Raw genomic sequence first — 12,104 nt, 5'->3', positions numbered from 1 at the left:
TCAGCCGTTCGGCCGAGGGACGCCTACAGTTTGCGCAGGCGCACGCGGTTGATGCTGTGGTCGGGGTCCTTCCGCAGCACCAGCGTGGCGCGCGGGCGCGTCGGCAGGATGTTCTCCACCAGGTTCGGCTCGTTGATGGTGCGCCACAGGTGCCGCGCCTCGGCGCGGGCCTCGACGTCGTCCAGCGTGGCGAAGTGGTGGAAGTGCGAGGCCGGGTCCGCGAACGCCGTGCCGCGCAGCTTGAGGAACCGCTCCACGTACCAGCGCTCGATGTCCTCGATGTGCGCGTCGACGTAGATGGAGAAGTCGAACAGGTCCGACACGGTCAGGCTCGGGCCGGGCTGCAGCACGTTCAGGCCCTCGATGATGAGGATGTCCGGCCGCCGCACCACCTGCTCCTCGCCGGGCAGGATGTCGTAGGCCAGGTGCGAGTACACCGGCGCGCTGACCGACTCGGCGCCGGACTTGACGTCGGAGACGAACCGCAGCAGCGCGCGGCGGTCGTAGCTCTCCGGGAAGCCCTTGCGGTGCATGATCCCGCGGCGGACCAGCTCGGCCTTCGGGTAGAGGAAGCCGTCGGTGGTCACCAGGTCGACGCGCGGGTGGTCCGGCCAGCGGGCGAGCAGCGTGCGCAGGATGCGCGCGGTGGTCGACTTGCCGACCGCGACGCTGCCGGCGATGCCGATCACGAACGGCACCTTGGTGCCGCGGCAGTCCTCGCCGAGGAACGTCGTGGTGGCCTCGTACAGCCGTTGCCGGGCCGCGACCTGCAGGTTGATCAGCCGGGACAGCGGCAGGTAGACCTCGGCGACCTCGGTTAGATCGATTTGCTCGCCGAGTCCCCGCAGACCGCGCAGCTCCTCGGCGGTCAGCGGCAACGGGGTGCTGCGGCGCAGCTCCCGCCACTGCTCGCGGTGGAGCTCGACGTACGGGCTGAGCTCACGTACCCGTGGCATTCCCACACTCCTTGCCCGTCGGTGGGCTGGGCTGGCGTCGGCATCCCCGACATCCCGGTAACGCAGCCTCAACGGTAGGGCTTACCGCCCGTAAATGCGCTGTGACCTTCTACACGCACACCCACCGGGGCGGTTTCCCGCCCCTGACCAGGGCGGGAGGGTCAATGCCGCCGGAAGACCTCGTCCCAGGCGGCCGCGACCTGACGGGCGCAGGTGCGCGGGTCGACCCCGCCGACGCCGGTGCCCAGCCCCGGCATCGCGATGGTCTCCACGACCGAGCGCACCGGCACGCCCTGTTCGAGCACGGCGTCACGCCACTGCAGGAACACCGCCCGCGCCGCCAGGTACGGGTGGACCGTGTCGGCAGGCAGCCGTTCACCCGGCTCCCGCATCGTCGGGGCGCTGATCAGCCACGCCGGGGCCGGTTCACCGGTCGGGACCACGACCGCGTTGCCGACGGGGAGTTCGCCACCGTGGTAGGCGAGGATCGTGCTGCGCACGTTCTGCTCGGCGTACGGGAACGCCCTGGCGTACACCGCGTCGATCCCGCCGCGCATCCAGCCGAACGAGTTCGCCGGGCTCACCACGGCGTCGGCGACGACGTCCAGCACCGAACCCCGGTGCACGCGCACGGAGCCGGTCATGGTGTCCACAACGGATCGCCACGCGCGGGCGAGTGGTTCGTCGACGGCACACAGCACCAGGCCGGGAGTGGCGGGCGGGACCTGGTCCTCCGTTCGCTTGCCGGTGGGTTGGGTGCCCGATTCGGCAGTCACCCCTACACCATGCCAAAAAACCGGAACCCGCGTAACCACGCGGCCCACTCGAATGCCTGAACAGACCAGGATCCCGGGCGGTGCGTAGCCTGTCCGCGTGTCACGGATCGCATATTTCGGGCCGGTCGGGACGTTCACCGAGCAGGCGGCCCGCACTTTCACCACGGCGCAGGACGAACTCGTCGCCGCCGCCACGATCCCGGAGGCGTTGAACGCCGTCCGGCGGGGTGCCGCCGACGCCGCGTGCGTGCCGGTGGAGAACTCCGTGGAGGGCGCGGTTCCCGCGACGCTGGACAGCCTCGCCGTCGGCGAACCGCTGATCGGTGTCGCGGAAGCGTTGCTGCCAGTGCACTTCAGCATCCTCACGCGCGACGACGTGGACGAAATCCGCACCGTGGCGAGCCATCCGCACGCGCTGGCGCAGGTGCGGCAGTGGCTGGCGGACAACCTGCCGGACGCCCGCGCGGTGGCCGCCGGTTCCACCGCCGCGGCCGCGGTCGCCGTGCAGGCCGGGGAATTCGACGCGGCCGTGACCGCGCCGGTGGCCGTCGAGCACTACCCGCTCAAGGTGCTCGCGACCGGGGTCGCCGACGTCTCCGACGCCCGCACGCGCTTCCTGCTGATGCGCAAACCCCCGGTGACGCTGCCGGAACCGACGGGCGCCGACCGGACCTCGCTCGTGGCCGCGGCGGTGAACCGCACCGGCGCGCTGGCCGAGCTGCTCACCGAACTCGCGACGCGCGGCATCAACCTGACGCGCCTGGACGCCCGGCCGAACAAGCAGAACTTCGGCGAGTACCGGTTCTTCATCGACTTCGAGGGCCACGCCACCGAGCCGCGCATCGCCGACGCGCTCGCCGCGCTGCGCCGCCGCTGCCGCGACGTCCGGTTCCTCGGCTCGTTCGCCCGCGCCGACCAAGTGCCGGCGACGATCGACCCGGTCGCCCGCAACGAGGACTTCACCGAGGCCGCCGCGTGGGTCGCCGCGGTGCAGAGAGGGGAACAGGCGTGAAGCTGTACCTGGTCCGGCACGGGCAGACCCCGGCCAACATCGCCAACAAGCTGGACACCGCCCTGCCCGGGCCGTCGCTGACCGAGCTGGGCCACGAGCAGGCCCGCCAGCTGGCGGAGAAGCTCGCGACCGAGCCGGTGGAGGCGGTTTACGCCTCGCACGCCACGCGGGCGCAGCAGACCGCCGCCCCGCTCGCGCAGGCGCTCGGCCTCCAGGTCGAGCCCGTCGCCGGCGTGCACGAGATCGTGGTCGGCGACCTGGAGGGCCGCAACGACCCCGGCGCGCTCGAGCAGTACTTGAGCGTGGCGCGCAGCTGGACCCGGGGTGAGCTGCACGTCGCCATGCCCGGCGGGGAGAGCGGCGAGCAGGCCCGGGAGCGGTTCACCACCGCCATCGCCCGGCTCGCCGAGCGGCACGATTTCACCCGATCGGCGGGAGTCGTGGTGCTGGTCTCGCACGGCGGCCTGATCCGGCTCGGCGCCGAATGGCTGGCGCCGAACGTGGGTCCCCAGCTCGCTGATCAGGGGCTGATCCCGAACACCGGCATCGTGGAGCTGGAGCCCGCCGCGGACGGCGGCTGGCAGTGCCTGAGCTGGGTGGGAATGCCCATGTAGGGGACGTGCCACCCGGTCGCGGACGCTGTGTTGTTGTAGTTTCACCCCATGTGGCGGCGGATGGTCGGGACAGGGCGTGCCGGGGCGCAACCGCGGGTGTGCGCCGCACGTCCTCCGGGTAGTGCTCCGAGCGGCACAGGGAGGCGAAGGATCGTGGTTCGAGCGACTTCTCCACGCATCGGGCTGGGTGTGACGACGGCGGCGCTGGTGGCGGTTCTCGCCGGCTGCGGGACCACCGGCACGAACGACGCGCAACCGCAGCCGGCCCCGCCCACCACGTCCGATCCCACCTCGTCGAGCAGCCCGTCCGCCTCGGCGCCGACCGCGACGACCCAGCCGGATACGGCGGCCAGCACGAAGACCGGCGAGGCGCTGTGCAAGTCGAGTGAGCTCAAGCTGAGCCTGGGACACGGTGACGCCGGTGCCGGCACGGTGTACCGCCCGCTGATCTTCACCAACGTCAGCAACCACCCCTGCGTCATCCAGGGCTTCCCGGGTGTCTCGTACGTCGCCGGCGAGGACGGGCACCAGGTCGGCCCGGCCGCGGTCCGGCAGGGCGACAAGGGCGGTCCGTTCACGCTGAACAACGGGGACAGCGGCTACGCCGAGGTCGGGTTCGTCAACGTGCAGAACTACGACACGGTGACCTGCCAGCCGCAGATGGTGCGAGGTCTGCGCGTCTACCCGCCCCAGGAGACGGCGTCGGTGTTCGTCCCGCTGCAGACCACCGGCTGCGCGAGCGACAAGATCCCCGGCGACCAGCTCACCGTCAAGACCATCCAGAAGGGCAGCGGCGGCCAGTAGCGTGCCGCTCAGATCGTGCCGCAGATGGCCTGCGCCTGCGCCAGGTGGTGGCGGCCGTTGGGGTCGGCGAAGTTGAGGCTGAGCACCATCCGGCGCACGCCGTCGATGTGGTCGGCGAGGTCGTGGTAGGTCGCGCTGAGGTCGGCGGCCGCCGCGGCGAGGTCGTCGGCCGCCATGACGTGCTGCAGCACGGCGGGGTCGAGCGAGCCCCGGTCCACGCGGGTCGAGGGCAGTGGCTGCGCCCGGTCCAGGGCCGCGCACGCCGCCTTCGCGTCCGCGGTCGGGCCGCTCACCGCGGTCGTCGACGCCCACAGCACCCCGATCAGCCCGGCGCCCACCGCGAACCCGGCGACGGCCGCCAGTACCAGGCGGCGGCGCCCCGCCAGCGGCTCCTCGCTGATCCGCATAGGACATTGCAGCACCGACCCGGCGCGCGCACCAGACGCCGATCGGCCCCCATCCGGGGGTGGCAGCTGCGCCGCTCGGCGGGAAACATACGGGCATGACGAGCATCGCGGACCTGCTGTCCCGCTACGACCGGCCGGACGCCTGCGTGGCGCGGCTGCTGTGTGACGACCACCCGGACGGCGACGTGGCGTTCACCGTCGTCGAGTCCGACCTGACCAGCCGGGACCTCACCTTCGGCGAACTGCGGGACGCCTCCGCCCGCTTCGCCACCGCCTTGGCGGAGCTGGGTATCGGGCGTGGCGACCGGGTCGCCACGCTGATGGCGAAGTCGGCGGACTTCGTCGTCGCGGTCCTGGGTATCTGGCGGCTCGGCGCGGTACAGGTGCCGCTGTTCACCGCGTTCGCGCCGCCCGCCATCGAGACGCGCGTCGGTGGCGTGCGGGTCGTGATCACCGACCCGAACCAGCGCGCGAAGCTCGACCAGGTACCCGGCGAGCGGCGGGTGATCGTCACCGGCGAGGCGAGCGGCGACGACCTGGCGTTCGCCGACCTGCTGCGCGCGGACCCGCAGCCGGAGCCGGTGGCCGTCGGCGGTGACGGGACGATCGTCGAGCTGTTCACGTCCGGGACCACCGGGGCGCCCAAGGGCGTGCCGATCCGGGCCAGGGCGCTCGCCGCGTTCCGCATGTACCAGGAGTACGGCCTGGACCAGCGGCCCGAGGACGTGTTCTGGAACGCGGCCGACCCGGGCTGGGCCTACGGCCTCTACTACGCGGTGATCGCCCCGCTCGCGCTCGGGCAGCGCAGCCTGCTCCTGCACGCCGGGTTCGCGCCGGAACTGACCTACTCGGTGCTGGAGCGGTTCGGCGTCACCAACTTCACCGCGGGACCCACGGTGTACCGGGCCCTGCGCAACGCGGACGTGCCCGTGCCGGACGGGTTGCGGCTGCGGCACTGCTCGTCGGCCGGGGAACCGCTGAACCCGGACGTCATCGAGTGGGCCGAGAAGGTGTTCGGGGTGCCCATCCGGGACCACTACGGCCAGACCGAGCTGGGCATGGTGATCGCGAACGGCTGGCACCCGGACGTGCACGGCGAGCTGCGGCCCGGTTCGATGGGCCGGGCGCTGCCCGGGTGGCGGGCCGAGGTGCTGCGCCCGGACGCCGACGAGGTCGCCGCGCCCGGTGAACAGGGCCGGGTGGCGATCGACCTGCAGGAGAGCCCGCTGATGTGGTTCACCGGCTACCGTGACGCGCCCGACCGCACCGCGGAGCGGTTCTCCGCCGACGGCCGCTGGTACCTGACCGGTGACGTCGCGACGAAGTCGCCGGACGGCTACTTCACCTTCGCGTCCCGCGACGACGACGTCATCCTGATGGCCGGCTACCGGATCGGGCCGTTCGAGGTGGAGAGCGTGCTGCTGCAGCACGACGCCGTCGCCGAGGCGGCCGTGGTGGGCCTGCCCGACGAGCTGCGCGGCGAGGTGCTGGCCGCGTTCGTCGTCCTCCGGCCGGGCGCGGAACCGGGCGAGGCGCTGGTCACCGAGTTGCAGCAGCTGGTGAAGACGAAGTACGCGGCGCACGCCTACCCGCGTCAGGTGCACTTCGTCGACGAGCTGCCGAAGACCCCGAGCGGCAAGCTGCAACGGTTCCTGCTCAGGAAGAACTGACCGCCTCCCGGTCGATCGAGAACCGCCGCAGCATCAGCGCGGCGAGCACGGCCAGCGCGACCTGCGCGGCGCCGGACAGCGCGAACGTGGCGCTCGCGCTGCCGAGCAGCTGGGTGAACGCGCCGCCGACCAGGGCGCCGAGGGGGATCGAGCCCCACACGACCGTCCGCCACACGCCGAGCACACGGCCCAGCAGCTCGCTGGGCACGAGCGTGTGGCGGGCGGTCGCCAGGACCACGTTCACCGTCACCACCGCCGCCGCGAACAGCCCGAACAGGGCGGCCGAGGCGATCGGCTGGTGCACGAAGCCCATGGCGCCGAACCCGAGGCCGCCCGCGAAGATGCCGGCCACCAGCACCGGCCGCCGCCCGGCCCGCCGCACCAGCCGCGCCGCGCCGGCGGCGCCGAGCAGTCCGCCGATGCCGCCGACGAAGGTGAACAACCCGAACGCGGCGTCGCTCAGGTGCAGGTCCTGCAGCGCGTACAGCACCAGCTGCGCCTGCGCCATCTCGCTCGCGAAGCTGATCAGCCCGGCGATGATCACCAGCCGGCCCAGCACCGGGTGGCGGACCAGCCACTTCAGCCCGCTGAGCAGATCGGTGCGCAACCGGGTCGGTTCGGCGGGCGCCTTCGGCCGGAAGCTGCCGGCCAGCCCGATCAGGAGCGCGGCGGCGATCGCGAACCCCGCCGAGTTCAGCAGGAACGGGAACGCGGCGAACGCCGCGAAGGTGAGGCTGCCGACCGGCCCGCCGAGGAACGTCTGGCCGAGGATCTCCGCGGCCTGGAACTTGCTGTTCGCGCTCTCCAGCTGGGCCGGCGGGGCCAGCGCGGGGATCATCGCGTTGCCCGCGCTCTCCGCGACGGTCTCCGCCACGCCCAGCAGCAACGCGGCGACGTAGACCAGCCAGATCGACACCGTCCCGGTGACCACGAGCACGGCGGTCAGGCCGACGACCACCGCGCGCGACGCGTTGGCGAGGATCACCGCGTGCCTGCGGTCCACCCGGTCGGCGAGGGTCCCGGCGAACACGCCGAAGAGCAACCACGGCAGGAACTGGGTCGCCGACAGGGCGCCGATCAGCACCGGATCGCGCGTGAGCGTCGCGGCCAGCAGCGGGAAGGCCACCTTGCCGATGCCGTCGGCGAGGTTGCCCACCGCATTGGCCGACAGCAGCCAGGTCAGCCGCCGGTCCGCCATGATCACCCTCGGTGGTGTTCCGATTCCCCAGTGCTTCCGATGCTGCCACGAGCCGGCCAGGAAAAGCGAGTTGATCAGTATCCCCGACGGCGTCCGCCGGGTCAGCCCCAGCCCAGGTCGTGCAGCCGGCTGTCGTCGATGCCGAAGTGGTGGGCGATCTCGTGCACCACCGTGATCAGCACTTCCTCCACCACCTGCTCCTCGCTGTCGCACATCCGCAGGATCGGCGTGCGGTAGATGGAGATCCGGTCGGGCAGCACGCCGCCGTAGTCGCTGGTCCGCTCGGTCAGCGCCACGCCGTGGTACAGGCCCAGGATGTCCGGCGCCTCCTCGTTGTGGTCCTCCACCAGCACGACCACGTTGTCCATGGCGCCGGCCAGTTCCTCCGGCACCGCGTCCAGCGCGTCGGCGACCAGTTCCTCGAACCGGGTCCGCGACATCTCCACCGGCACGCCACTACCCGCCCGGGCGCGACGACGGGGCGGGCGTGCCCGCCTTGCGGATGCTGCCGGTCACCGGCGCGAGGCCGCTCGCGTCCGGGAGCTTCGCGCCGACCTTGCAGTTCACCAGCGTCGACCCGGCGGCCCAGCTCTCCTGCTCCCGGGTGTCCCAGGTGAGGATCAGCTTCTGCGCGGCCAGGTCGATCTGTCCCGCGTAGTCCTGAACCGCCTTGTTGCACTCGGTGTCCAGCCAGGTCTTCTGGTCGGACTGGGGTGGGTAGCCACCGGTGAACTTCGTCTTCAGGTCCAGCGTCGCGACGATCTCGTACGAGTGCGGCTGGGTGCAGTCGATCGGGTTGCCGACCGTCTTGTCGGCCAGCGCCAGGCAGGTGCCGGGCTCCCACACCGCCGACTGCGACTGGCCCGCCGCCGCGCCGGTGATCGGCTCCAGCTTGCCGCCCGGCGCGGCCCACTGCAGCACGCATCGCATCTCGCGGTGGCCGTCGGCCCATTCGTCGTTGCCCGGGCGCAACGCGCTCACCGTGAACCGGCCGAACGGGTCGAGGGGCTGGTGCAGGTAGCTCTCCACCCCGGCGGTGCACCGCTCCAGCGCGATGTCCCGCCACTGGTCCACCGTCGGCGCGGGCGCGTTCGGCGGGTACTTGTCGCCGATGTTCACCACTCCCGTCACCTCGTACAGGTGCGGCTGGGCGCACGGGACGACGCGGATGTCCGAGATGTCCGGGACGGTCCAGGTGACGCAACTGCCGGGCGCCGCGGTGAACGCCGCCTTCGCCGCCGGGGACTCGTCGGGCTTCCCGCCGCCGCTGACCGGGCCGCCCCACGAGAAGGCGACGTTGAGCGACAGCGCCAGGATCGCGCCCAGAAACGCACCCGCCATGATCAGGCGGGTGCGCAGCGTGATCTTTTCCACTCCATGTCCCAGCATCGGGTCCCATAATGCCTGCGTCTGCGGGACGGGACACCCCTCGGGTGGTTAGGGTTAGCGCGATGACAGAAGACGGTGCGCCGGGCGCCGCAGAGCCCCCGGAAGAACAGCCCCCGCGTGGCTCGATGCGGTTCCAGGACCCGTCGACGACCACACCACGCGAACCGACGCTGGCCGAGCAACGCGCTCGGCGCAAGGCGGAGGAGGAACACGACCGCAGGGTGGCCGCCGCGAAGCAGGCGCACGCCGAGGCGACGCGCAAGGCCGCCACGCGCCGCAAGGTGCTGATCGGCAGTGGCGTGACGGTCGGCCTGGTCGCCGTGGTGGCGACCTGGTACGTCGCGGGCACCGGGGAGACGGTCAACGCCGTCTGCACCGACGGCGGCAACACGGTCCAGCCCGACGAGTACTGCGACGACAGCTACGCCACCAGCCACGGCGGGTACTACAACTCGGCCACCGGGTTCTGGTTCATCCCGCTCCCCAACGGCGGCGGTTACCGGCAGTACCGCTACAACTACGGCGGCACCGGCGCGATCGGCCAGCCCGTGTCCGGCGGCACCTACACCAAGCCGTCCGGCAACACCACGGTCAAGACCAGCTCCGGCAAGACCGTCCAGCGCGGCGGTTTCGGCATCAGCGGCAAGACCAGCGGCGGTGGCGGGAAGAGCGGGGGATCCTAGGTGCGAAGGGGGACCGCCCAGCCGCGGCGGGACTGGCAGCGCATCGTCGAGGAGCAGGGCCTGGTGTTCGGCACCCCGGCCCGCTACGGCTCCGGCCACGAGCGGCCGTACTGGGACGAGTCGGTGCACTACGTCCTGGAGATGGACGAGGTGCTCAGCCTGGAGGCCGACGTCGAGCTGCTGCACTCGATGTGCCTGGAGGCCGTCGACAACGTGGTGCTGACCGAGCGCTACCGCGAGTTCGGCATCCCGGAATGGGTGTGGCCGCACATCGCGGAGTCGTGGAAGCGCCGCGACCCGCACGTCTACGGCCGCTTCGACCTGCGCTACGACGGCCGCGGCCCGGCGAAGCTGCTCGAGTACAACGCCGACACGCCGACCTCGCTGCTCGAGGCGTCGGTGTTGCAGTGGCACTGGAAGACCGCGGTGTTCCCGGACGACGACCAGTGGAACTCGGTGCACGAGCGGCTGGTCGAACGCTGGCAGGAGATCCGCGGGCAGCTGCCCACCAACGAGCTGTACTTCACCTGGTCCAGCGCCGACCCCACCGGCGAGGACCACATCACGACGTCCTACCTGCAGGAGACCGCCGCCGAGGCCGGCCTGGACACGGTGGGGCTGGCGATCGAGGAGATCGGCTGGGACCCGGTGCTCCACCGGTTCGTCGACCTCGAAGAGGCGCCGATGAACACCGTGGTCAAGCTCTACCCGTGGGAATGGGTGGTCGAGGAGGAGTTCGGCCGCTTCGCCGCCGAGTCGCTGCCGCGGACGCTGTGGATCGAGCCGCTGTGGAAGATGCTGCTGTCCAACAAGACGCTGCTGGCGATCCTCTGGGAGAACTACCCGGGCCACCCGAACCTGCTGCCCGCGTTCGCCGACCAGCCCGGCATCCTCACCGAGTACGTGCGCAAGCCGAAGCTGGGCCGCGAGGGCGCGAACGTGCAGATCGTCGCGCCCGGGTACGAGACCGAGACGGGCGGCGTCTACGGCGCCGAAGGCTACGTCTACCAGGCGTTCGACCCGCTGCCCGAGTTCGACGGGTTCCGCCCGGCGCTGGGCGCGTGGATCGTCGGGGACAACGCGGCCGGTCTGGGCATCCGCGAAACCGCCGGTCTCGTCACCGACGACGGTGCCGCGTTCGTCCCACACCGCATCCCGCAAACGTGATAAACCACCCGCGAGCAAGTCCATCACCGATCTGGGAGACCCCGTGACCTCGACCCTCGCGCTGTCCGGCACGTTCGGATCCGATCTCGTGCGCGGGATCGGCGCGATCCTGCTGTACGGCGTCATCGGGCTGCTGCTGATGCTGGTCGGCTTCTACGCGATCGACTGGACCACACCCGGCAAGCTGTCCGACCTGGTGCGGCGCGGGCTCCCGAACGCGGTGGTCGTCACCGCGTCCGGGATGCTGTCGATGGCGTTCATCGTGGTCGTCGCGATCTTCAACTCGGCCAGCGACCTGACCGAGGGCCTGGTCACGTCGCTGGTTTACGGCCTGCTCGGCATCGTGGTGCAGGTGCTCGCGGTGCGGCTGCTGGAATGGTCGACCCGGATCGACGTGCGCGGCACGATCGAGAGCGAGGTGTTCGCCCCGGCCAGCATCGTGGTTGCGGCCGCGCACCTGGCGCTCGGCCTCGTCGTCGCGGTCTCGATCAGCTGACGGCGAGCCCCTAGGGTGGGTGTGTGCGCCTGCTGAGGACTCCCGAAGACCGGTTCACCGACCTCCCCGACTTCGACCACCCGCCGCTCTACGCCGACCTGGAGAGCGAGCACGACGGCATCGTCCGGATCTCCTACGTCGAGGCCGGCCCGTTCGACGGCCCCGTCGTGCTGCTCCTGCACGGCGAGCCCAGCTGGTCGTTCCTCTACCGCAAGGTGCTGCCCGTGCTGGCCGCCGCCGGCATCCGGGCGATCGCACCGGACCTGATCGGCTTCGGCCGCTCCGACAAGCCCGTCGACGTCGCCGACCACACCTATGCGCGGCACGTCGAGTGGATCCGCGCGTTCGCCCTCGACGCGCTCGACCTGCGGGACATCACCCTGGTCGGGCAGGACTGGGGCGGCCTGATCGGGTTGCGCGTGGTCGCGGAGAACCCGGACCGGTTCGCGCGCGTGGTCGCGGCCAACACCGGACTGCCCACCGGCGACCAGGACATGCCACGCGAATGGTGGGCCTTCCACGACGCGGTCCGGAAAGCGCCGGTGCTCGACATCGGCCGTTTCGTGCAGTCCGGTTGCCGGACCACGCTGAGCGAGGCGGAGCGGGCCGCGTACGACGCGCCGTTCCCGAACGAGCTGTACAAGGCCGGTCCACGCGCGATGCCCGGGCTCGTGCCGACGCGGCCGGACGACCCGGCGAGCGAGGCGAACCGCCGTGCCTGGGCCACACTGTCCGAACTGGACATCCCGTTCCTGTGCGCGTTCGGCGACAGCGACCCCATCACGGGCCCGATGGCGCCGGTTCTGCAACGCGCCATGAGAGGCGCCGCGGGTCAGGACCACCGGACCCTGGCGAACGCCGGGCACTTCCTGCAGGAGGACCAGGGCGCGGAACTGGGCCGCGTCATCGCCGGGTTCGTCACCGGCTGAGGG

At 71.5% G+C, this 12,104-nt stretch carries 14 protein-coding genes; 8 read left to right on the top strand and 6 right to left on the bottom strand.

Annotation, left to right across the window (positions count from 1 at the left end):
- Positions 1–23 precede the first annotated feature (23 nt).
- On the bottom strand, positions 24–956 hold the full coding sequence (gene coaA, locus FHX45_RS15075) for a type I pantothenate kinase (protein ID WP_167101623.1): 933 nt from the start codon (positions 954–956) through the stop codon (positions 24–26).
- Positions 957–1,117: 161 nt separating this feature from the next.
- Positions 1,118–1,732: a macro domain-containing protein gene (locus FHX45_RS15070; protein ID WP_167101620.1), complete on the bottom strand. Its 615-nt coding sequence runs from the start codon at positions 1,730–1,732 to the stop codon at positions 1,118–1,120.
- Positions 1,733–1,829: 97 nt separating this feature from the next.
- Between FHX45_RS15070 and pheA the strand changes: the two genes are divergently transcribed.
- The 3 genes from pheA (at position 1,830) to FHX45_RS15055 (ending at position 4,162) form a co-directional block, all read left to right on the top strand.
- Positions 1,830–2,744, top strand: coding sequence for a prephenate dehydratase (gene pheA / locus FHX45_RS15065; protein WP_167101616.1), 915 nt, complete (start codon positions 1,830–1,832; stop codon positions 2,742–2,744).
- The gene (locus FHX45_RS15060) at positions 2,741–3,358 is read left to right on the top strand and encodes a histidine phosphatase family protein (protein ID WP_167101613.1); all 618 of its coding nucleotides are present in this window, start codon (positions 2,741–2,743) and stop codon (positions 3,356–3,358) included. Before pheA ends, FHX45_RS15060 begins: the two co-directional genes overlap by 4 nt.
- Positions 3,359–3,511: 153 nt before the next feature.
- Entirely contained in the window at positions 3,512–4,162 is a 651-nt protein-coding gene (locus FHX45_RS15055; RefSeq protein ID WP_341771467.1) for a DUF4232 domain-containing protein, read from the top strand.
- A gap of 8 nt (positions 4,163–4,170) precedes the next feature.
- Here the strand turns inward: FHX45_RS15055 and FHX45_RS15050 are convergent, their stop codons facing one another.
- Positions 4,171–4,569, bottom strand: coding sequence for a hypothetical protein (locus FHX45_RS15050; protein ID WP_167101606.1), 399 nt, complete (start codon positions 4,567–4,569; stop codon positions 4,171–4,173).
- Between the two features lie 95 nt (positions 4,570–4,664).
- Here FHX45_RS15050 and FHX45_RS15045 point away from each other — a divergent pair, with 95 nt between their 5' ends.
- Positions 4,665–6,239 (top strand): AMP-binding protein, encoded by a 1,575-nt coding sequence (locus FHX45_RS15045; protein WP_167101603.1) that lies wholly within the window; start codon positions 4,665–4,667, stop codon positions 6,237–6,239.
- On the opposite strand, the gene FHX45_RS15040 is transcribed toward FHX45_RS15045, so the two are convergent.
- From FHX45_RS15040 to FHX45_RS15030, 3 genes are all read right to left on the bottom strand, one after another.
- A complete protein-coding gene (locus FHX45_RS15040) occupies positions 6,226–7,437 on the bottom strand; it encodes an MFS transporter (RefSeq protein WP_167101600.1) in 1,212 nt (403 codons plus the stop codon). The genes FHX45_RS15045 and FHX45_RS15040 overlap by 14 nt on opposite strands.
- Positions 7,438–7,538: 101 nt before the next feature.
- Positions 7,539–7,889: a metallopeptidase family protein gene (locus tag FHX45_RS15035; protein WP_167101597.1), complete on the bottom strand. Its 351-nt coding sequence runs from the start codon at positions 7,887–7,889 to the stop codon at positions 7,539–7,541.
- A gap of 4 nt (positions 7,890–7,893) precedes the next feature.
- Entirely contained in the window at positions 7,894–8,826 is a 933-nt protein-coding gene (locus FHX45_RS15030; RefSeq protein WP_208405937.1) for a septum formation family protein, read from the bottom strand.
- A gap of 62 nt (positions 8,827–8,888) precedes the next feature.
- Here FHX45_RS15030 and FHX45_RS15025 point away from each other — a divergent pair, with 62 nt between their 5' ends.
- The 4 genes from FHX45_RS15025 to FHX45_RS15010 are packed head-to-tail and all read left to right on the top strand — an operon-like array spanning position 8,889 to position 12,101.
- On the top strand, positions 8,889–9,509 hold the full coding sequence (locus FHX45_RS15025) for a hypothetical protein (protein ID WP_243869051.1): 621 nt from the start codon (positions 8,889–8,891) through the stop codon (positions 9,507–9,509).
- The gene (locus FHX45_RS15020) at positions 9,510–10,676 is read left to right on the top strand and encodes a glutathionylspermidine synthase family protein (protein WP_167101595.1); all 1,167 of its coding nucleotides are present in this window, start codon (positions 9,510–9,512) and stop codon (positions 10,674–10,676) included.
- Positions 10,677–10,719: 43 nt separating this feature from the next.
- Complete coding sequence (locus FHX45_RS15015; RefSeq protein WP_167101592.1) at positions 10,720–11,172, top strand: DUF350 domain-containing protein; 453 nt, start codon at positions 10,720–10,722, stop codon at positions 11,170–11,172.
- A gap of 23 nt (positions 11,173–11,195) precedes the next feature.
- A complete protein-coding gene (locus FHX45_RS15010) occupies positions 11,196–12,101 on the top strand; it encodes a haloalkane dehalogenase (RefSeq protein WP_167101589.1) in 906 nt (301 codons plus the stop codon).
- Positions 12,102–12,104 lie beyond the last annotated feature (3 nt).

Origin of the sequence: Amycolatopsis granulosa (assembly GCF_011758745.1) — a bacterium.
Lineage (GTDB): Bacteria > Actinomycetota > Actinomycetes > Mycobacteriales > Pseudonocardiaceae > Amycolatopsis_E > Amycolatopsis_E granulosa.
Note: the sequence above shows the minus strand (reverse complement) of the source record. Positions and strands in the feature narration are given on the sequence as shown.